Source organism: Paenibacillus sp. MMS18-CY102 (assembly GCF_009789195.1).
Classification (GTDB): Bacteria; Bacillota; Bacilli; order Paenibacillales; family Paenibacillaceae; genus Paenibacillus_T.
In genome coordinates, this window is record NZ_WSTC01000003.1 from 33181 (window position 1) to 52676 (window position 19496).

Below are 19496 nucleotides of genomic sequence, written 5' to 3' on the forward strand. Positions count from 1 at the left end.
CTTCCGGTGTTCCGGTCAGTCGGATAATGGTATTCACTTTAATTCATACCTTATAGCTCGGAATACTTGGTAATTAGATTATACACTTTTCCGATTGAATGTCTATTGCTTTTTTTAATCGGAGAGGATTTGGGCGAATTTTGTCGAAACTTATTAAAGAACGCTGAACATGACATTCTTAATCAAGCAGGTGATCCCGATAATTTATGCTTCTGTAACAAGGCGCAGATACAAACTAACGCTGCCGATGCTGTTGTCCGCACTAACAGCGCTCGCCGTTTTACTGACACTCGTCGTTGCCTTAACGGCCTCCTATCATTCCCAGCGGCAATCGCTGTACAATACGACACTTCAATTAAACAATACTAGCGCAACCCGAATGAGCCTGACGATGGATTCGCTGTTCCAATCGATGCGTGCCAGCTTGCTGACAGCCTCACATTTTTTGCGTGACAATCCTGCACTGTCTGACGCCGGCATACTGGATCATCTGGAATATTCGCGCAAGACGAGCAGCTACTTCAACTCCATCTTCTGGGTGAATACGAAAGGCATCGTTCAGAACGTCTCGCCCCCCGCCATTGAGCTTAAGGGCAAGAAGCTGACGACCAAAGCATCCCAAGAAGCGCTCGCTGCCAAAGCATCCTACGTCTCCACGCCATATATAAGTGCAACTGGGCGGCTAATCGTCTTAATAACCGAGCCAGTATTCGACAAACAGGGCATGTACAAGGGGTACATTGGCGGTACGATCTACCTGCACGAAAAGAACATTTTGAGCACGATTTTCGGCAGCAATTTGATCGATAGCGCCGGCTCTTACTTCTACGTCGTCGACCCTACGGGCAAATTGGTCTTTCATCCCGACCCCGAACGCCTTGGCGATGACGTATCGGGAAACGACGTCGTCCGTAAGCTGATGAAGGGGTTTAATGGCGAAGAGAAGGTGAAAAATACGCAAGGCGAAACGTTCCTCGCCGGATTTTCTAACGTAGCGAGCAATGGCTGGGGCATCGTCGTCCAATCGCCTGTCGAGACCATCTATGCCCAGTTGAACAGCCAAACCCGTTCAACTGTCATCTATATGGGGCTGCCATTCCTTATTATTATGCTGCTCGCGATGTTCATTGCCCGCAGGCTGGCGATGCCATTCGCTGCCTTGGCGGACTACATCGGGCATGCTGCCGACGGCCAGGCCTTCTCTCCTCCCATTAAGCGAAACCATTGGAATCGCGAAGCTTACGTGCTCACCCAGACCGTCCTCGGCGCTGTTGAGTCGATGCGCAAGCAATCCGAGGTGCTGACCCATGCGGCATTGGTCGATCCACTAACGGGGCTGCTCAATCGCAGGGCGATGGAAGAGGAGATGGGCAAATGGACCGCGAACGAAGAGCCGTTCAGCTTAATCGTATTGGACATTGACCGGTTCAAAACCATCAATGATACGCTCGGCCACCAAGTTGGCGACGAGGTGCTCAAATGCCTGGCGGATGTGCTTAACCACTCGGTGCGCGCCCTTGATATTTGCTGCCGCTATGGCGGCGAGGAGTTCGTCGTGCTGCTGCCGGGCTGCGGCGCCGAAGAAGCGTTCCGGCTGGCAGAGCGGATTCGCCTGGCTGTCCAGAAGACAGCAACGCCAGCGAACAAGGTCATTACCGTGTCGCTGGGCGTCGCCGCGTATCCGCATCATGCCGCGGATACGAATACGCTGTTCAAGCTGGCAGATGAAGCGCTGTATGCTGCGAAGGAAGCCGGCCGTAACCGGACAATGCTGGCTGGAGAAGTGCCGCTCAGCAGCTTGCTCCCGAAGCAGCCGATTAGCAGAAGATAAGTGCATAAGCATAAGTCTGCAAAGAAGGGTGCCCCACAAGCGTAAGCTTGGGGACACCCTTTCTCTGTTGATGGAACTTGTGTAACGGACTCAGCAGCCCTTATTTAATCAAAATTCGGCACATTTTTGTTCTAACGGACCCAGCAGCCGCTATTTGGCCACTATCGCCCTCACGAGGCAGCAAAATGGCTAAATAACGGCTGTGGAGTCCGTTACATTTTTAACAAGCGCTTTGGGAGGGGAATAACGGCTCTCAGGTCCGTTAGAGAAAAGGCTTTAGGACACTCTCTTACTTGTGGGCATCAGCTTAACAATCATGGGATGACTAGGAGGATTTTCCCCCTTGAAACAATGGAGGCAATAAAAGACCGGTCGCCAATGCAGAAATATTGATAACAATGCCATTTGGTGGAAGTGTATAGATTGGGGTTAGCAGTGCGGTCAGTGCAAGCGGGAGAAATACGGGAAACAGCAAGATTAAACGGATACGAAGCGGTCTCCGCTGCCAAAGAAGCAAAGAAAGCAACAATCCTAATGCAAAGTAGATCCCCCTCTCGCTCCAAGCATATGCATGGTATTCTCCCACACTCTGATAAGTCTCCACAGCCAGCTTCTCTAGCCTAGAGGCACCGTATAATGCTGCAATAAAAACGGCTGTCCAAGCCAAATAGAAAATGACCTTCCAGCTATCTTTCTTGTTCAATGTGCATACCTCCATAAACAGAACATTTGTAATAACAAATACTTATTAAGTGCAAAAGGAGCGGGCTCTACGGAGCTGCTCCTTCCAATTCGATTCTAAATTATGCACGATTATTTGCTGTAAGCACCCAACTTGAACCAAAAGCACTTATCGTTGCAGTACTGGTTATGCCAACATTTGCTACGATATATGAACCAGCAGCAGTCACTGCATCCACACTACTTGGTACTGTATAACTATAAGACGATGTTGTAGTTACACCAACTTGAGCAATTGTCCAACCGCCGCTAGCACTAGTAAGCTTCTTATATGTCAGTCCATTCTTCACCGTTTTATTCCAGTAAATGGTTGAATATACTTCTACGCTTGAAGTTTGATCCCAAATTGAATCCGTTCTGCTTGGCGAAGCCAAAGCAATGGTTGTTAACGCATACGTACTAGTAACCGTTCCATCAGCTTCAACTTCTTTTCTTAAGAGTTGGGCTGTTTTATACTTTTTAATTTTCAATAATTTATTATCGCTACCGATCGACGGTACGATTTCCTCTTCGCCATTCTCGCTAGTAAGGTCAATGTCAGAAATCCCTTTTTTCGCTCTTTCAAGCAACTCTTTTTTATCTTTAATTTCTTTAAATGTCGTCACATTAGGAGTAGGCTTACTTTCAGCATAGGACGGTTGAACCAAAAAAGAGATACCTAATACAACCGATACTAACGTACTGATTATTTTTTTACCCATTCTCTTCATCTCCTAATGTGAAATTAGATAAATAGATATTATACATATAAATAGTACACAAACTAGAACCGTTCTAAGGCCACCTCCTGAATTTTATTCCACGGTTGTCTGTTAGCCCCATACTATACACACAAATCCCACCTGTCAACTAGGATTAATTTCATTGAACATACCGCCTCTTGTCTATCATTTCCGTTCAGCATATAATAATGACTGAAGTCATATCATGACTATAGTCATTATTTCCACCCAGGAAAGCGAGGAGCCACCATATGCTAAGGGAAACACGCAAGCAAGCGCTGAAGGGCCAGATTTACGAAGAAGCGCTCGCCTTGTTCAAGGCCAAAGGGTTCAATCAAGTGACGGTTGAAGAAATTACGCAAGCTTGCGGCATTGCCAAAGGCACCTTTTATAACTATTTTCCCCGTAAAGAATCGATTCTATTGTACTTAAGTGAGCTACAGATGGAAGCTACCCGTGAGCGATTGATGGCGACAAGCTCGAATGAAGATCCGAAAGCCGCCTTGCTCAGCTTATTCGATGCCCTAATGAGCCGCTATACAAGTGATCGCGAGCTGGTCCGAATTATGATGATGGAGATGATACGCTCGGAACCGGCTATGGCGGAAGAACTCCGTGTCATGGATCGGTTTCAAGGGATGATTGCCCAGCAGTTGAAAGCTGCCCGCGCGGAGGGGAAACTCCCTGCCTCGCTGGAGTGCTCGAATGCCGCCGCCATCATCTCCGGCATCTACTTCCATACGCTAACGGCATGGGCATCATCCCCTGACGATGCTTTCGATATGCGCACACGCTTCAAGAGCCGGTTCGAATTGGCCTGGCACGGCATTCATCCCACAGGCCAGCAGGGAGGTTAACCGCTTATGCTGGATTCCCTTCTCCTGCTCGCCGTTTGCGTTCTCGCATTGCTCGGTATCATTCATTTATTTTGGGCGTTCGGCGGAACTTGGGGTGGCCATGTGGCCGTTCCATCGTCTGCCGCGGGCAGCCCAGCCTTCCGCCCCAGCAGGCTTGCAACCGTCGCGGTTGCAGTGGCGCTCTTCGTTGCCACAAGCTTGTTAGCCACGCAGGCCAACCTGCTCCCGCAACGTTTCGACGAAACTTGGACGCTCTGGGGCTGCCGCCTATGCGCAGCTGTCTTCGGCTTGCGCACGATTGGTGATTTTCGATACGTTGGCTTGTTCCGATCCGTTCGGGGAACGGCATTCGCGGCGTATGACTCCCGCCTCTTCACTCCCTTATGCTTTCTACTCTGCCTTGCCTATACCACGGTATTAATCGCCTATTAGAAGGAGGAACAAGCGATGGCCGAACATTCATCCGATACATCAGGTCCATTCATTCCAACCGCTATGCCATCCGTTAGCGCAACGGCACCTTTGCCACAAGAAAACAAGCGTCCAACCGCTCCCATACTTATCGCTGGCGGCGGCATCGCAGGGCTCGCTACTGCGATTGCGCTGCAGCAAGCGGGCTTCGACGCTATAGCCTATGAACGCTCCGATGAGGTGCAACCAGCGGGCGCCGGCATTATTCTTGCCCCTAATGCGTTGCGGGCGTTAGAGACGATCGGTCTCGCCGATCGCATTCGCCGGGCTGGCTACAGCTGCGTAGAAGGAATGGCAATAACGAACATAAAGGGGAATGCACTGGCGAAGCAGGCATCAACGCTGCATGAACCGCTTATTGCGATTCATCGTGCCGAGCTCCACAGGTTGCTGCTCGGCGCATTGCAGCCTGGGACGTATCGCCCCGGGCATGGGCTCGCTTCCTTCGAGCAGCGGCATGATGGCGTGACGGTCACGTTCGAGAGCAGGCAGCGAACAGAGGGAAGCGGACTAATCAGCGCAGAGGGATTAAACTCGCTTGTGCGCAGCCAACTGCTTCCCGGCACTCGCTTGCGTTATGCGGGCTATACCTGCTGGCGAGGAATTGCCCCGATGCAGCCACAGGGGATCTGCACGGAAACATGGGGTGTCGGCAGCCGATTCGGCATTGTGCCATTGCCAGGCGGCGCTACCTACTGGTATGCGTTGATCAACGCCTCGGCACGTGATGCCGAGCTCGCAGAGCTTACACGAAGCGAACTCGCAGCCAGCTTCCACCACTATCATGAGCCTGTAGCCACCCTCATCGAGTCGACGCCGGAAGACGCGATCATTCACCGCGACATCGTCGACTTCGCGCCGATTCCACAGTTCGCGTTCGGCCGTGTGCTTCTGATCGGCGATGCGGCGCATGCGATGACACCGAATCTTGGCCAAGGCGCTTGCCAAGCAATTGAAGACGCCATCTGCCTTGCGGAGTGCATGAAGCGCTACGGTCCCGCCGGTCTCGCCGAAGCGTTCCAAGCTTTTGAATCGCTCCGCCGCACTCGTACCGCGGCAATCGTGAATCGGTCTAGAGCAGTAGGGCGGATTGCGCAGCTGGGCAATCCAGCGCTTTGCCACTTGCGCGATGCCGCTCTCCGGTTAACGCCTGCCAGCGCCACGCGCAAGCAACTGCAGTTTTTGTACGATCCGCGTTGAGCGCTGCCAACGAACCATGCACCTTTTGAACACAGCAAAGACGCCCAGCTGCGGCCTATTCAGTCTGCTGCTAGGCGTCTTTTGTTGCATGCGCGATCGATTCTTTATTGCACCCTTGCTTCATTGCCTCATTGCATCCTTGCCGCATCGCCAACATCGCCCGTATGCCATCACTTCCGATGCATCTTAAACTCTAGAAACAGCTCATTGTAATGCGCGAGCATGCGCTTGCCGAGATTTCGGTAAACCTCCAGCTTCTCCGTTAACTCCGGCGAAGGATAAAACCGCTCATCACCAGCAATCTCCTCTGGCAGCAACGCAAGCGCATCCTTGTTCGGCGTCGAATAGCCAACATACTCCGCGTTGCGCGCCGCATGCTCGGGGTCGAGCATGAAGTCCATGAAGGCATATGCACCCTCGATATTGCGAGCCGTCTTGGGAATGACCATATTATCGAACCATAGGTTCGAACCTTCCTCAGGGACGACGTAGTCGAGCTTGTCGTTCTCATCCATAATTTCCGAGGCATCGCCCGACCAGACCACGCCGACAGCCGCTTCCTCATTGGCGATCAGCATCTTAATCTCATCGCCGACAATCGCTTTCACGTTCGGCGTCAGCGCCTGCAGCTTGCGCTTCGCCTCCTGCAAATGCTCCTCGCCCGTATCATTCAACGAGTAGTGCAGGCTGTTCAGCCCGAAGCCCATCACCTCGCGCGCGCCATCCACCAGCAGAATCTGGTTGCGCAGCCGCGAGTCCCACAGATCGTTCCAGCTCTTCAACTGCCAGCCGTCCAGCATGTCCGGGTTGTAAATAATGCCGACCGTTCCCCAGAAATAAGGAATGGAGTACGCATTGCCGGGATCGAACGGCAGGCCGAGAAATTGCGAATCTATATGCTTCAGGTTAGGCAGCTTGCTGTGGTCAATCGGGAGCAGCAGCCCTTCCTCTTTCATTTTGCTAATCGCATATTCTGACGGGACGCTCACATCAAACGTTGTGCCGCCCTGCTCAATCTTCGTCATCATCGCCTCATTCGAGTCGAACGTCTGGTAGATGACCTTCAGGCCGCTCTCCTTCTCGAATTCCGCAACCAAGTCCGGGTCGATATAATCGCCCCAATTATAAATCGTCAGCGTATTGCTGCCGCCGTATCCCTCCGAGGAATTCAGCACATGCACCCCGTACATTAATCCGAAGGCGACGGCGAAAACAACGACGAACATTCTTGCCAGTTGCTTCATCGCTGCACCTCCGTGCCCGGCGGCCGGTTTCCCCGCTGATTAATGAAGTAGTACCCAATGACGAGCACGATGGTGAATAGGAAAATAAGCGTCGACAACGCGTTGATTGACAGCGAAATGCCTTGTCTTGCACGCGAGTAGATCTCAACAGCCAGCGTCGAGTAGCCATTGCCCGTCACGAAGAACGTTACCGCAAAGTCATCGAACGAGTACGTTAACGCCATGAAAAACCCAGCAAAAATGCCCGGCCGAATGTACGGCAGCACGACCTTCGTCAACACATCGAGACGGCTTGCCCCAAGATCGCGCGCGGCGTCGATCCACGTCGGGCTCATCTCCTCCAGCTTCGGCAGCACCATAATGACGACGATCGGCACGCTGAACGCCAGATGCGCGAGCAGCACCGACACGAAGCCCAGCTTAATGCCGATCATCGTGAACAAAATGAGAAACGACGCCCCGATTATGACATCCGGGCTGACGATCAGCACGTTATTCAAAGCAAGCAGTGCATTGCGATGGCGATGCCGCCGCACTTGCTGAATCGCTAAAGCGCCGAACACGCCGAGAATCGTCGACAGCGCCGAGGACAAGAGCGCAATGACGAGCGTATTCAATACGATGATAAACAGCCGCGTATCTGCGAACACTTCCTTGTACCAATCCAGCGTGAAGCCTTGGAAATCATGCATCGACCCGCCGCTATTGAACGAATATAGCGTTAGGTAGAAGATCGGCGCGTACAGGACAGCGAACACAGCAACCAGATACACATTGGACCATTTCCACTTTCGCCCCTCGCGAACTTGTAATGTTTTCGCCATCAGCCCTGCACCTCCCGCTTCTTCCGGTTACCGGTCAGCACCATAATTAACGCCATCACTACAACGAGGAACACTGCAATTGTGGCCCCCATTCCCCAGTCCTGCGTCACGAGAAAATGCTGCTCAATCGCAGTTCCCAGCGTAATGACACGATTGCCTGCGATGAGTCTCGTAATCATGAACAGCGACAGCGCCGGAATGAACACCGCTTGGCAGCCCGCCTTCACCCCACTAATCGTTAATGGAAAAACGACGCGACGGAACGTCGTCCACGGCGAAGCGCCAAGGTCGCGCGCGGCGTCGATGAGCGACGGATTCATTTTTTCCAACGCGTTAAACACAGGCAAGATCATAAACGGGATAAAAATATACACCGATACGAACACGAAGCTGAAGTCGGTGAACAAAATTTGCTGTTTGCCAATGCCGACCGTCTCTAGCACCGCATTCACGAAACCGTAGGTGCCGAAGATGCCGAGAAACGCGTACGTTTTGAGCAGCAGATTGATCCAGCTTGGCAAAATAATAAGCAGCAGCCACAGCTGCTTATGCTTGGTGCGCGTCAGCAGATACGCTGCCGGATAAGCCACCAGCAGCGAGAACGCTGTTATCAGAAACGCATACCAGAATGAGCTAAGCGTCATGCGCATATAGACAGGCGTGAAAAAATGCGCATAGTTCGAGAACGTGAACTTCCCTTCAATATCGAACAGCGAATAATAGGCCACGAGCGCAATCGGCGCGACGACGAACAGCACGATCCACGCAGCGTAGGGAATGAGGTACCAGTTACGCGACTTATCGGACATGCTCTGCCTCATCCTTGCGTGCACCTGCATCTGACTCAGAGCCTTCATCCGCTTCGGCATATGCCTCCAACCGGCGGTCGAACTCCTCCTCCGTCTCGTTAAACCGCATAACATGAATCGCTTCCGGGTCAAAATCAAGCCCGATCCACTCGCCGACCGCCGCCTTCTTGGTCGAGTGGACGAGCCATTCATTATCCGCTTCATCGTAGGCGATAATCTCATAATGGACGCCGCGGAACAGCTGCGTGTCTACCCGCACCTTTAGCTTGCCTTGATCCGGCGCCGTCATCTCCAAATCCTCCGGCCGGATGACGATCTCGATCGGCTCATTCGGATGGAAGCCGCCGTCGACGCACTCGAATGTCCGCCCCGCGAACTCGACGACATAATCCTCCCGCATCCGTCCCGGCACGATGTTGGACTCCCCGATGAAATCTGCGACGAACCGGTTGATCGGCTCATCATAAATATCGATAGGCGTTCCGCTCTGTTGAATCGTCCCTTGGTTCAGGACGAAAATCTCGTCCGACATCGCGAGCGCCTCTTCTTGGTCATGCGTGACAAAAATAAACGTAATGCCAAGCCGGCGCTGCAGCTCCCGCAGCTCGTATTGCATCTCTGTGCGCAGCTTAAGGTCCAGCGCGGACAACGGCTCATCGAGCAGGAGAATCTCCGGCTCGTTGACAATTGCCCGGGCGATTGCCACGCGCTGCCGCTGGCCGCCCGACATCTCTGTAATCTCGCGATGCTCATAGCCCGCGAGGTTTACGAACCTTAGCGCTTCGCGCACTTTGGCGTCGATTGCGTCATTTTTCAGCTTTTTGATCCGCAGGCCGAACGCCACATTCTCGAACACGTTCAAATGCGGGAACAGCGCGTAATCCTGAAATACCGTATTCACCTGGCGGCGGTTCGCAGGCACTTCATTAATCCGCTTGCCATTAAAATAAATAACGCCCTCCGAAGGCTCCATAAAGCCTGCGATTAGGCGCAGTACCGTTGTTTTGCCACAGCCGGACGGGCCCAGCAGCGTATAAAACTTGCCTCGTTCAATCTCAAAGCTTACATCATTCAGAACGGCCGAGCCATTATCGTACCGCTTCGTGACACGCTCGAAGCGAATGATCGAATTCGTATCGCTCACAAGTCATTTCCCCTCTACTATGGAACACTTAGAATTATGTCGTTTTCTGTCGAAACCTTCGCCCTTCATTATATAGCATGGGAATAAATGCGCAACCATATAACCTTCCCCCATATGAAGCACATAAAATAAGACTGACCGTACCTTAAAGAATTGTTAAAGGTTGAAGTTCGCACCCTATTTCGACAGCATACGACAGCTTTTCATTGGTATCATAGGCATACATATAGAGATAGAGGCAACAGGGTTAAGGGGGAATTCATGTGCTGCAAGCACGAAATATGTTTATGCTCGTTATCAGCATCCTATCCGGGGTTATCATCTATAGGCTCGCGTGGGAGTTCTTATTCACACTGCCTTCACGTGGCGCTGGCTGGTACGCCTCTGGCGATAAAGAGCTTTGTTTCCTATACGGCCTGCTGCTCACAGGGGGGCTGATCGGCTATATCTATTTGGTCGCTAAATTCAAAACAAAAGGCTCAGCCTCAACAATCGTTAGTTTATCGACGTTTATGGCCGCATTTTTCAGCTCGTTCGTCATTAGCCAGGCCTACTTCATTGGGGGATAATCAGAAGATGGGAAAGAAGTTTCTATACGGAAGCATCTTACTAAATGTAATTTTGATTGGTTTTATCCTTATTTCATCGTTAGAAAGAGGCGAGGACGCCACGAATAGTGGGAAGGATACTGCCGGTTCCCTATCAGCGGTATCGGTCGCGCCAACTATATCGACCCTAACTTACCCAGATGGATCTGTTTATGAGGGCCAGATGAGTAACGAGATGGCTAACGGCTTAGGCGAGAAAAGTTATCCGAATGGCAAAGTGTTTACAGGCACATGGAAAAATAATGCTATCGACGGATTTGGCCAAGCTACCTCACCTAATGGTTCCTATTATATTGGCCACTGGTTGAAAGGCAAACTTGAGAATATCGGCATTCGCCGGGATAAGGAAGGCAGCTTCTACTACGGTGAATTTAAAAATGGGCAGGAATCCGGCCTTGGGACCCTCTATTTGAAAAGCCAAGATGTGTTTATCGGTTCCTGGAAGGACGGCAAACAAAGTGGCCATGGCACCTACATCTACAAGGACGGAACTATCTACATCGGCAATTGGGCAGAAGGCAACCAATCCGGGCAAGGCAAACAATTATTTAATGACGGCGACAGCTATGTCGGTGAATATAAGCTTGGCCAGTTTGAGGGGCAAGGCACCTACATTTTCGGCAATGGCATTCGGTTTGACGGCGTCTGGAAATCCGGCAAGAGAGATGGGGAAGGTACGCTAACCGATTTAAACCACGTCACCTACATGGGCGAATGGTACGGCGACTGGAACGATAACACGGCTAAAGGCATCGTAACCGCGTATTACCCCAATGGCAAAACCGCAAAGGGGCAATATGTGAACGGCAAATTTATTAAACCGTAATGGCGTACATAAACCGAATGAGCTGCAACGCAGGAAAACCTTGACCGGCCGCGCCGATCAAGGTTCTCTTCATTTAATGGCGCTGGCGTCCGCTAACGCCCGAATACGAGATAACCGCCGTCGTACGTGTGCGTCTTGGATCGGAACGGCCCGATGCGAAGCACCATTTTATCCATTAGCCGTGTGCCTCCGACCTCATTGCCGTTTCGGTACCCTCTTAAGCTCGGGCCCGGCAGCGTAAACTCATCTATGGAGCCATACGTGGACTGGACCGACATCACGACCGAATCCCCCCTGCCCCGCCGCATCGCCGTTATCGCGTATCGGTTATTAAAACGGACAATATCGCCAAGCTCCCGCTTATACTCGAACTTCGTGTATTCACTCTCTTCCACCCATGCTAGAAGCTGGGATAAATCGATATCCCGCCAATTCCGGTCCTTCTTCCGAAACAGCACTCTCGGCACGATGATTCCCGCCACCACCCACAGCAGCGCCCCAATCCAACCCTGCCCGGCAATCAACGCCGTAACCGGCATGATGATGAAGAAGAACCCAATATACACAGCGCCTAACCCAGGGCCACCGTTCCGGTTTTTGTAGAAGCGACTGAACATGGTGCGAACCTCCAACTGAATGTTGATTTTATGAATGGATGGCCGTGATGTAGGCAGGAGGCACGTGGTCGGCCAACCAGATCGAGTCTATTTTAGCCGGAACGGAATGGCCGTACAACGCACGAATCTTTCCGGCCTCCAGCTCATGCCGCTTCTTCTCGGATAGGTTAATCATCGTGGCGAGATCCGCTTCGGATACCTCCACCCATTGCGCTTGAAGGCGCAGGCTATGCAGCAGTTGTTCCACGGTTACCCAGCCTTCCGCGTCCAACTCCAGCTCGAATTCCCACGGCGCATGCCGCAAAGCGTAGGACACTTCTTTGCTTAATTGGGGTAGTTGATTGATTTCATTAGCCGCTCCTTGTTCATTCCTGCGATTTTCACTTATTTAACGGTCTGGAGCTTCGCGATCTCCTCTTTAAATACATTACGGGGTTCGTAATAATCAATCGGCTTAAAAATCAATCGATTGAGCGATTTCATTCTCTCATGATTATTGTCATATTCCCGTTCTAAGTGCTTCGCATATAAATAAAATTCTGTCATTGAACTCCGTACACTTCTGCTATTCGTCTTCGCAATGAGCCACTCCGTACCTGGCTGGAAATAGGATTCAATAGCTTGAGCTTGAACGCCTTCGCTTAAGAGATATTCGGTAAGGGCTGCTCTGAATTTATCTTTCAGTACATTTAATTGCGAGCTTCTGACTCCGTCAATAATCACGCAAAGCCGGCTTCTATCATTTATAAAAATAATATGTTTGCGATTATTTAATTTTATAATGTTGGCATGCCAGCTATACAGTAAAGGGATTTTTTCATTTTCAACCGGCGTGGCCTTCATATCTTTCATCAAGGTCTTCGTAAATCTGAACATAAGCATTTGAAAAATCAGCCTTTCTCGTAGCGCAGCTTCGTTCTGCCTTATTTCAGCGTTCTGCCTATTCGGCTAGAATTCTCACTATAATAAATATACCGCAGCTTGCCTATCATGTCGCCCTCTGGCATTGCCCCAAGGGATAAGGCTGACCATTCCACATATTTATCAATATCGACAAAATTCTGAACCATAATCAATCTGTTCAATGCTTACCACAACAGCCTCTCTTGCGCAGCCAACTTAATGTTCATATAAAACCGTTCAATATCCGCATTATCCGGCAATCCCGATACTTGACCGTCTCCAAGCTCTATAATAACCCATGCGCCGTCCGCCGTTTTCGCAATGTCCATCGTAAAGAACGTGCTCTTGATGGCCTTCGCGACTTGAATGAATGGCCCTAATTCATAGTTTTCAACAGCCTCGCCATAATCGCCCTCATCCCAATAGTTCACCACATACACCAACTCACCCATAAAGAAAAATAATCGAAACTCCTTCGACAGCGGCATTTTGCTCTTCGCATGATCGGTTAAAAATTCAAGCGCAATAAATTCGCGGAACACGACTCCCCCGTTAAGATCTTTGCCTTACAGTTCAAGGAACCGCTCGACAACCCTTCTCGCATGCTCATAATCTGAGGCATCTGGAATGTAGCATGCTTCCGCCCACTCATGTTTTCGTGACTTCACATAGTCTTTAATGAGAATGGGCGAAGCGCCAAAACGAGCTGCTACTTGCTGAATTCGATCAGGCTGAAGCTCATCTTTGCTTAACCATTCGGTTCGTGGCGTGAATTCTTGAATAAGCGGGTAAGATTCAGGCAGATAGTGGCAGTGTTTGTAGGCTTCCGGAGAGTTAATCATTTGAATATTTCGCTCTGCCGCCCCCTCCACCAATAGCCGGTAATGCTCAGGCATCATCATCCAGCCCCTGTACAAAGCATGCTTTGGAGTGTCCTGTGCACGCACTGATCTCATGGCAGATCTTATATTGTGATCAAGCAATGATTCGAGATCAAGCAGATACACGGAGAAGCCTAGCCTCTTGCAGGTCTCGTACTCAATGGAGTAGTCGATATCCACCTGCTTTTTGTCTAGTGGATCACTACAAAATAAGATGTTCACTTTCTCAGCCTCCTGTCTCCGTACTTATGATGAATGCTATGTACCATCTAAAACTTCTTAAAAAGATATTCCATAATTGATATAACATCCATTTTACTAACGGACTCTTATATTTCTTCGTTCAAATCACTATCGTTATAGAATGACCCATCAGGCTTCTGGAAGTTAATTAGAACGTAAGGATCAACCTCTCACCCCATAAATCATAATGATATCTTTCAAGCTATCCTTGTTCACACAACCCATTCCAGGGTGCAATCGTTTATAGTTAAGAATAAATATAATAATCGAAATTAATAGTTGCTCCAATTTCACTAGCAAAGTTAATCGTGTCATAATCCAAATAAATTGCGGGCTTATCATTATTCTCAATATTGCTAATCGACCAACAAGTTTCACCTCTTGGACGATTGGCCTTAGATAAGTCACCTTTATGATAAACTTCTGTTGGAGCAATATTCAGCATCTCAGTAATCATTTCAGTTGAAAATTCATCACCTAATATAATAAATTCAGCTTTTACAGTGGTTCCATCTGGCATTTAATCCCTTCGTATTATTTTATGAGGTATCCCGTGGAGTCGTTTCACCTCTCCCACCTTTTCGCATAGCATATTTTTGACCTGTTGATTTGTCTACATATAATACGCCCGGTTGTGTGCACAAAGAAATTCACCCATAAGTTACCCATTAGTAATTATTTTTGCCATCAAGCAGTTCTTTTACATGCAAAACGCATTCTCGCATTAAGGACTCTAGATCAGATAAGTTTGGAGTCCTCCTCTTGATCCAGACCTTCGATCCATTGTAAGCGATAATTCCTGGTGAAAAATCAATGTCATCAAACATTACAATACTCGATGAACTTGCCTTCCCACATACCCATAACTGGCGAGACCATCAAATCGAGCATATTGCGGCCTGTGATTTAACTCCTCACCTGCTAAATTATAAAATTTATCTTGTGTTTCGAAATCATCAAAAAAACCATAATCTACGTTCTGTTCCTTAACCGTTACAGGCTGATTTCCCACTTTTTCAAAATACCCTTTTAGCCAACCTTGAAAGTTCACGACAGTCGGAGCAAACATTAGCTCATGCTCATCCAGATTAGTGGGTATTTCTTTCCTATGGGATAAGCAATTGTACATATAGATCAAATTCATGCCTACGAAATTCAAGTTTTTTCCTTGTATGTTCGTTTGAATCACTTTCCCGAAATAAAAGTGGCTTTCCTTTGGTTGAATCACGAACACGTCGCCCGCGACTGGACGCTTCCTTGATTTTTTCATCGCAATTAGTTCGGTAAACTCCGTGGACATTCGTCGCACCTTCTCTCTCTTATCCCCATCGACAGTACCATCTCGTTCCAAGCTTTTATAAAATCATCAACCTCATTCACAACAATCGGATGTACAGTTGCATCACGTTCTTCAAGTTGTTCTTGCTGGTATACGGCTTGTTTAATGAAATCCGAGTCAACATTATCGACTTTGTTCCTACTAAGAGTCTGGTTTTCATACTGAAGACAGTCGAATTGCATTACTAAGCACAGGGGCGAGTACACTGCTTTCAAGCTCAAATCCGATACTTTCTGCTAAAGAAAACACATGCTCATAGCCGCCCCGGCGATCTTTCTTTGTAGGATAAACAACGTAACCTTTGTTAGATTCCCAGGATAATACAATAAGTTTTTTATTTTTTGAAGCTACCTGGTAACTCTTCACACCAAATAGCTTAGCCAGAGCAGGTTTTTTCGCTGGGACGGCTGGAACCTTTGAATAGCACAATTCTAACCCCTTAGTTACCTCCGCACAAAAATCCTTTTCTTCATACGGGGAGACAAGATGACGCATCTCCTCAATTTCAACAATTCCCTACCTTTCTAATCTCCCTATCGAAACAATAAATAAATCATCGCTTCTCACATCAGAATATATATTCACTTGCCTGTACAATTCGGACTCTTCATTCTCCCCACCTCATTTAAGTTTTGGCGCCTTTGACGATATTACAACAACTAGTCGCCCCGTTGAATCATGATCAATTATTTTTTGTTTATCCCAGATTCCCCGCGTCCCACTCTTGTAATATCATACTGGATTCCATTCCCAAAAGCCCTCTTTCCTTAGATAGTTCAACAAGGGTTCTCCGTACCTTCTCAGGTACATAAGAAATAATAGTAAACGCTGCTTTTAATCGAACATAACCATCCTCATGATCTAATAGCGTGACGAACTCTTCATATTTAAAATCTGATATTGTTGTAAACTTTAACCGAAGGTTCGTTAACTTTTTAGACTGTTTATTAACTGTTCTGTGGTCCCCTTCTTTTTGTGCTAAACCATATTTTATTGACGTTTCAATAAACTCATCAATTAACTTTGTGCTCTGCACCATAGTTCACCCCTATAGATTATTCAAAAGGTTCAAATATCCATCCGTTTTCCGTCTACCTTGCCCTTAAATAAATCAGTCCAGATTCATCATCATAAATTTCCCAAAGTTTTAAGAGTCAAATTACAGGAATATTAAGAATGCAGAATAAGTTAATAACTACTCTGAGTTATCGGTAGCGGCGCATTAATAAGAGCAGCGTTGCCCTATAAAGACATCGCTCAGAAAACGACTTATCTATATGGCGCAAATGGGGAAATAAGCGAAGCAACAAATCCGTTGGGGCAGAAAACATTATTTTATTACAGCAATTTTTCCTATACGGCCAATCGTTATGAAGGGAATATGCAACAGACGGTTAGAACCGTAGAGCCAGACGGCAAAGAAACATGGACGTATAAAGATAAATCGGGCCGTACGATTCGAGTGGCGGATAGGAGCCCGACGAAATTGAGGGTTGCAGTCTAATCCATTCCAGTATACTGGGGAAATTTATGATGATGAGTCTGTGCTGATTTATTTAAGAGCAAGGTATTATGACCCGAATGATAGGCGGTTTATTAGTGAGCATACGTATGAAGAGGACCAAATAGGCTGGCGACGGTGAAATACCGCCTCCAACCTATCCGAGTCATATACTATATTGTGGAGGGTCTTTGATTAAAATAATGAATTAGCTACCTTCAAATTGTTATATATTTTCTAGATTCCATTCGACATAAGATGCCGTAATATTAATTCGATCGCCAGAATTCAATAAAAATTCGAAATTCATTTTTGCATACTGTCCATCTAATATTTCACTTTCAAGTGCGGCATCTTTAGCAGTGGCTTCGAAAAAGTAAATCCCACTGCCCCAAGGCTCCTCACAGCTGATTGAAAAAAATGAAAATTCTTTAAAACAAAAATGAATCATCTGTTTCTTTTGCTTTGGAATATTCAATATCGCTGATATAGATACTTCATGACTCTGATAATTGCAATTTATATCTATTAGTTCAGCATCATGTATGTCTAAATCTTTAAATTCATTCACATTACTTGAATCAACACGCATGCCTTACACCTCATTCCTCTTCATCTGCTTTATGATTTAATATAGGATCACCTGGCCAGATATGTGTGTCTCCAGTAATCGGATGCGGGGATCTTAAATTTCCCGATGGTGTGTAATGATAGTGATTTCCATATTTAAGATCCTCATTCCATTCAAATATTGGCTTATTTGTTACAGGATCAAACCATTTAATAATTTTCCCGTTCTTTGTTCCTGAATATACCTGTTTTGTTAGCCCTGTTGGATTAAAGTTATTCGGATCTTCAGGAAAGCAACCGCTAGTATTATGAACCCAAATATTCATGTCACTAACAAAATATGTGTGAAAGTCTTCCACAGTCATGTTATATACAGTGAAATTGCCGTAGATGACTGAGATATTATCTACCTTTAATGTATTCCCATTGCTTTGAACTAGTAAATCGCCGATTTTAATATCTTTGACGAATGTCCATCCAATACCTTCTATCCAGAATGGATGATTATAAGTCGCTTCTATTGTCTGACTTCCAACTTGAATTTTATATATCTCGTTCGTATCATGCTTGAATGTAGCCGTAACTTCTTTATAATCCAATTCACCTGTGGCTTCATTTTTGGAAAGTACCTTATCTCCAATATGAATATCCTCTATTGGCTTCTCTCCTTTATCAGTTTTAACTTTTGTTCCCGCGGTAAAGCAGTTACATTGTATGATCCCGACTTTTGTTAAAGCATATTTTACAATTCCATTTCCAGTATCTTGCTCAATAATTGGTATGCCATTATCAATTTCAATAAACTCGGCCTTGCCCTCCATGCAATCAACATAACTACATGCATTATTTCGAATCTCATCGTTACCTTTCTCTAATATTTTCTGCTTAGCTTTATATTTAGAGACACAAGCACTATCATGACAATATACGGTTATAAAATTTTGATATTGCCCCCATATATCAGAGTTGTTTCCAAGCATAGGTTCTGTAATCAAATGGTCTACTCCACTTTGCGAATCAACGTAACAACCAGCATCTTTTCCTGCTTTACAATATCCACTTGGGTCCGTATAAATCAAAGGATTATTCTCTACATACGTGTAAAGATTCAACGTCAGCGGGTTCGTAATATCCCCCTCATACGTATCCTCACTAATAAACCGCCTATCATTGGGGTCATAATACCTTGCTCTTAAATAAATCAGCCCAGACTCATCATCATAAATTTCACCAGTGTACTGGAATGGATTAGACATCTGTTCCGTTTGGGAGATGATTTTTCCCCAGATGTCATAATCATACGAATTCAGCACTGCGCCTGTGCTGTCTCGAATGGCTATGACGTCGCCGTGCCCGTTATACATATAGTAGCCGGCTTTGTTCTGGACCGCATCCTTGCGATACAGCAATTCATTGCCCCAAATGTTGCGCCCGATCGTGTTTCCATTCGCATCCAGCTCTTCGATGGCTCGCCCATTGAGATAGACATACCGCGTCTTCGCACCGTTGACGGTTTTGGTTGCCCGAAGGCCATCCCCATAGTACGTATAGCTTGCGTTCGTGCCCCCCTTGGACAAACTGGACAGTTGGTTCAAAGCATTATACGAATACGTAGCCGGATTAGGAACTGTACTATTATCTGCGCTGTCAGTTGATGTGAATGAAGCCATATTACCGGATGCATCATAGGCATAATCTCTCGTCCCAGTCGGCAGTTGCTCCTTTTGGATGCGGTTTAACCCATCGTACTGGAATGCCGAATTAACGCCGTTCTCGACAATTTGCTGGATGTTCCCCATGCCGTCATACCCGAACGTTTCCGTCCATAACGTTGCGCCAACGCTATTGCTATGCTTCTCACTCGTCAATTCGCCAAATGAATCAGTCGTTTTAACCTGCTTCATGCCAAATGGCGTGGTAATCGTATACTTGTTCGCATCGTTACTCGTTTCATACGTATACGATACGGTGCCCATCTCTGGATAATTGACGGATTGTAATCGGCTCAAATTATCGTAAGTATACGTTACCGCTTTGTTGTCGGGATAGAGCAACGAATTCATTCGGTCATAGCTGTCATAGCCCATCGTATACGTTTTGCCTGCAACAATTTGCATTGCATTATTTAGGTATACTTTCTTAAGCATGAATGTGCGTACAAGGAA

The 19496-nt window shown here is 47.5% G+C and carries 20 protein-coding genes and 3 pseudogenes; 8 read left to right on the forward strand and 15 right to left on the reverse strand.

From position 1 onward, the window contains the following. Positions 1-169: 169 nt before the first annotated feature. Positions 170-1831: a sensor domain-containing diguanylate cyclase gene (locus GON22_RS02845; RefSeq protein WP_160394621.1), complete on the forward strand. Its 1662-nt coding sequence runs from the start codon at positions 170-172 to the stop codon at positions 1829-1831. Between the two features lie 325 nt (positions 1832-2156). Here GON22_RS02845 and GON22_RS02850 read toward each other — a convergent pair whose 3' ends face one another. After that, a complete protein-coding gene (locus GON22_RS02850; RefSeq protein WP_160394622.1) occupies positions 2157-2534 on the reverse strand; it encodes a hypothetical protein in 378 nt (125 codons plus the stop codon). Positions 2535-2634: 100 nt separating this feature from the next. Continuing rightward, positions 2635-3273 (reverse strand): hypothetical protein, encoded by a 639-nt coding sequence (locus GON22_RS02855; RefSeq protein ID WP_160394623.1) that lies wholly within the window; start codon positions 3271-3273, stop codon positions 2635-2637. A 272-nt stretch (positions 3274-3545) separates the two neighbouring features. On the opposite strand from GON22_RS02855, the gene GON22_RS02860 reads away from it, so the two are divergent. From GON22_RS02860 to GON22_RS02870, 3 genes are read left to right on the forward strand one after another with little or no spacing between them, the layout of a single operon-like run. Further along, the gene (locus GON22_RS02860; protein WP_160394624.1) at positions 3546-4151 is read left to right on the forward strand and encodes a TetR/AcrR family transcriptional regulator; all 606 of its coding nucleotides are present in this window, start codon (positions 3546-3548) and stop codon (positions 4149-4151) included. 6 nt (positions 4152-4157) lie between these two features. Then, the gene (locus GON22_RS02865; RefSeq protein ID WP_160394625.1) at positions 4158-4583 is read left to right on the forward strand and encodes a DUF3995 domain-containing protein; all 426 of its coding nucleotides are present in this window, start codon (positions 4158-4160) and stop codon (positions 4581-4583) included. 15 nt (positions 4584-4598) lie between these two features. Next, a complete protein-coding gene (locus GON22_RS02870) occupies positions 4599-5822 on the forward strand; it encodes an FAD-dependent monooxygenase (protein ID WP_237178987.1) in 1224 nt (407 codons plus the stop codon). A 170-nt stretch (positions 5823-5992) separates the two neighbouring features. Here GON22_RS02870 and GON22_RS02875 read toward each other — a convergent pair whose 3' ends face one another. From GON22_RS02875 to GON22_RS02890, 4 genes are read right to left on the reverse strand one after another with little or no spacing between them, the layout of a single operon-like run. After that, positions 5993-7066 carry an ABC transporter substrate-binding protein gene (locus GON22_RS02875; protein ID WP_160394626.1) on the reverse strand — a complete coding sequence of 358 codons (1074 nt, stop codon included), beginning with the start codon at positions 7064-7066 and terminating at the stop codon, positions 5993-5995. Then, positions 7063-7890 carry an ABC transporter permease gene (locus tag GON22_RS02880; protein ID WP_160394627.1) on the reverse strand — a complete coding sequence of 276 codons (828 nt, stop codon included), beginning with the start codon at positions 7888-7890 and terminating at the stop codon, positions 7063-7065. The genes GON22_RS02875 and GON22_RS02880 overlap by 4 nt, the downstream gene beginning before the upstream one ends. Then, positions 7890-8699, reverse strand: coding sequence for an ABC transporter permease (locus tag GON22_RS02885; RefSeq protein WP_160394628.1), 810 nt, complete (start codon positions 8697-8699; stop codon positions 7890-7892). Before GON22_RS02885 ends, GON22_RS02880 begins: the two co-directional genes overlap by 1 nt. Then, positions 8689-9843 (reverse strand): ATP-binding cassette domain-containing protein, encoded by a 1155-nt coding sequence (locus GON22_RS02890; RefSeq protein ID WP_160394629.1) that lies wholly within the window; start codon positions 9841-9843, stop codon positions 8689-8691. Before GON22_RS02890 ends, GON22_RS02885 begins: the two co-directional genes overlap by 11 nt. A gap of 263 nt (positions 9844-10106) precedes the next feature. On the opposite strand from GON22_RS02890, the gene GON22_RS02895 reads away from it, so the two are divergent. After that, complete coding sequence (locus GON22_RS02895) at positions 10107-10412, forward strand: hypothetical protein (protein ID WP_160394630.1); 306 nt, start codon at positions 10107-10109, stop codon at positions 10410-10412. Between the two features lie 7 nt (positions 10413-10419). Beyond that, the gene (locus tag GON22_RS02900) at positions 10420-11277 is read left to right on the forward strand and encodes an MORN repeat-containing protein (protein ID WP_160394631.1); all 858 of its coding nucleotides are present in this window, start codon (positions 10420-10422) and stop codon (positions 11275-11277) included. Between the two features lie 92 nt (positions 11278-11369). Here GON22_RS02900 and GON22_RS02905 read toward each other — a convergent pair whose 3' ends face one another. From GON22_RS02905 to GON22_RS02935, 7 genes and pseudogenes are all read right to left on the reverse strand, one after another. Then, entirely contained in the window at positions 11370-11894 is a 525-nt protein-coding gene (locus GON22_RS02905) for a hypothetical protein (protein ID WP_160394632.1), read from the reverse strand. 46 nt (positions 11895-11940) lie between these two features. Then, positions 11941-12240: pseudogene (locus tag GON22_RS02910) on the reverse strand (RNA 2'-phosphotransferase); the annotation flags it as partial. A gap of 38 nt (positions 12241-12278) precedes the next feature. Beyond that, on the reverse strand, positions 12279-12776 hold the full coding sequence (locus GON22_RS02915) for a DUF6933 domain-containing protein (RefSeq protein WP_160394633.1): 498 nt from the start codon (positions 12774-12776) through the stop codon (positions 12279-12281). Between the two features lie 206 nt (positions 12777-12982). Continuing rightward, positions 12983-13753: pseudogene (locus GON22_RS02920) on the reverse strand (ATP-grasp domain-containing protein). A gap of 415 nt (positions 13754-14168) precedes the next feature. Further along, positions 14169-14441 carry a DUF4279 domain-containing protein gene (locus tag GON22_RS02925; RefSeq protein ID WP_160394634.1) on the reverse strand — a complete coding sequence of 91 codons (273 nt, stop codon included), beginning with the start codon at positions 14439-14441 and terminating at the stop codon, positions 14169-14171. Positions 14442-14747: 306 nt separating this feature from the next. Further along, on the reverse strand, positions 14748-15221 hold the full coding sequence (locus GON22_RS02930; protein WP_160394635.1) for an immunity 26/phosphotriesterase HocA family protein: 474 nt from the start codon (positions 15219-15221) through the stop codon (positions 14748-14750). 736 nt (positions 15222-15957) lie between these two features. Beyond that, the gene (locus tag GON22_RS02935; protein WP_160394636.1) at positions 15958-16299 is read right to left on the reverse strand and encodes a DUF2019 domain-containing protein; all 342 of its coding nucleotides are present in this window, start codon (positions 16297-16299) and stop codon (positions 15958-15960) included. A 198-nt stretch (positions 16300-16497) separates the two neighbouring features. Between GON22_RS02935 and GON22_RS02940 the strand changes: the two genes are divergently transcribed. Together GON22_RS02940 and GON22_RS26670 are read left to right on the forward strand one after the other, a co-directional pair. Continuing rightward, positions 16498-16764, forward strand: coding sequence for a hypothetical protein (locus tag GON22_RS02940; protein ID WP_237178989.1), 267 nt, complete (start codon positions 16498-16500; stop codon positions 16762-16764). Further along, positions 16760-16876, forward strand: a pseudogene (locus GON22_RS26670) (RHS repeat-associated core domain-containing protein); the annotation flags it as partial. The gene GON22_RS02940 and the pseudogene GON22_RS26670, both read left to right, overlap by 5 nt. Before the next feature lie 111 nt (positions 16877-16987). On the opposite strand, the gene GON22_RS02950 reads toward GON22_RS26670, so the two are convergent. Both GON22_RS02950 and GON22_RS25910 read right to left on the reverse strand, forming a co-directional pair. Continuing rightward, positions 16988-17353, reverse strand: coding sequence for a hypothetical protein (locus GON22_RS02950; protein ID WP_160394638.1), 366 nt, complete (start codon positions 17351-17353; stop codon positions 16988-16990). Between the two features lie 10 nt (positions 17354-17363). After that, positions 17364-19478, reverse strand: coding sequence for a polymorphic toxin-type HINT domain-containing protein (locus tag GON22_RS25910; protein WP_237178990.1), 2115 nt, complete (start codon positions 19476-19478; stop codon positions 17364-17366). Between the last annotated feature and the right edge of the window lie 18 nt (positions 19479-19496).

What these genes read in the sequence shown, in the direction of transcription:
- GON22_RS02935 (WP_160394636.1), bottom strand. Translation starts at nt 16,299, where the DNA reads ATGGTGCAGAGCACAAAGTTAATTGATGAGTTTATTGAAACGTCAATA.
- GON22_RS02925 (WP_160394634.1), bottom strand. Translation starts at nt 14,441, where the DNA reads ATGCCAGATGGAACCACTGTAAAAGCTGAATTTATTATATTAGGTGAT.
- GON22_RS02915 (WP_160394633.1), bottom strand. Translation starts at nt 12,776, where the DNA reads ATGCTTATGTTCAGATTTACGAAGACCTTGATGAAAGATATGAAGGCC.
- GON22_RS02870 (WP_237178987.1), top strand. Translation starts at nt 4,599, where the DNA reads ATGGCCGAACATTCATCCGATACATCAGGTCCATTCATTCCAACCGCT.
- GON22_RS02930 (WP_160394635.1), bottom strand. Translation starts at nt 15,221, where the DNA reads ATGTCCACGGAGTTTACCGAACTAATTGCGATGAAAAAATCAAGGAAG.
- GON22_RS02875 (WP_160394626.1), bottom strand. Translation starts at nt 7,066, where the DNA reads ATGAAGCAACTGGCAAGAATGTTCGTCGTTGTTTTCGCCGTCGCCTTC.
- GON22_RS25910 (WP_237178990.1), bottom strand. Translation starts at nt 19,478, where the DNA reads ATGCTTAAGAAAGTATACCTAAATAATGCAATGCAAATTGTTGCAGGC.
- GON22_RS02880 (WP_160394627.1), bottom strand. Translation starts at nt 7,890, where the DNA reads ATGGCGAAAACATTACAAGTTCGCGAGGGGCGAAAGTGGAAATGGTCC.
- GON22_RS02865 (WP_160394625.1), top strand. Translation starts at nt 4,158, where the DNA reads ATGCTGGATTCCCTTCTCCTGCTCGCCGTTTGCGTTCTCGCATTGCTC.
- GON22_RS02855 (WP_160394623.1), bottom strand. Translation starts at nt 3,273, where the DNA reads ATGGGTAAAAAAATAATCAGTACGTTAGTATCGGTTGTATTAGGTATC.
- GON22_RS02900 (WP_160394631.1), top strand. Translation starts at nt 10,420, where the DNA reads ATGGGAAAGAAGTTTCTATACGGAAGCATCTTACTAAATGTAATTTTG.
- GON22_RS02950 (WP_160394638.1), bottom strand. Translation starts at nt 17,353, where the DNA reads ATGCGTGTTGATTCAAGTAATGTGAATGAATTTAAAGATTTAGACATA.
- GON22_RS02905 (WP_160394632.1), bottom strand. Translation starts at nt 11,894, where the DNA reads ATGTTCAGTCGCTTCTACAAAAACCGGAACGGTGGCCCTGGGTTAGGC.
- GON22_RS02845 (WP_160394621.1), top strand. Translation starts at nt 170, where the DNA reads ATGACATTCTTAATCAAGCAGGTGATCCCGATAATTTATGCTTCTGTA.
- GON22_RS02860 (WP_160394624.1), top strand. Translation starts at nt 3,546, where the DNA reads ATGCTAAGGGAAACACGCAAGCAAGCGCTGAAGGGCCAGATTTACGAA.
- GON22_RS02885 (WP_160394628.1), bottom strand. Translation starts at nt 8,699, where the DNA reads ATGTCCGATAAGTCGCGTAACTGGTACCTCATTCCCTACGCTGCGTGG.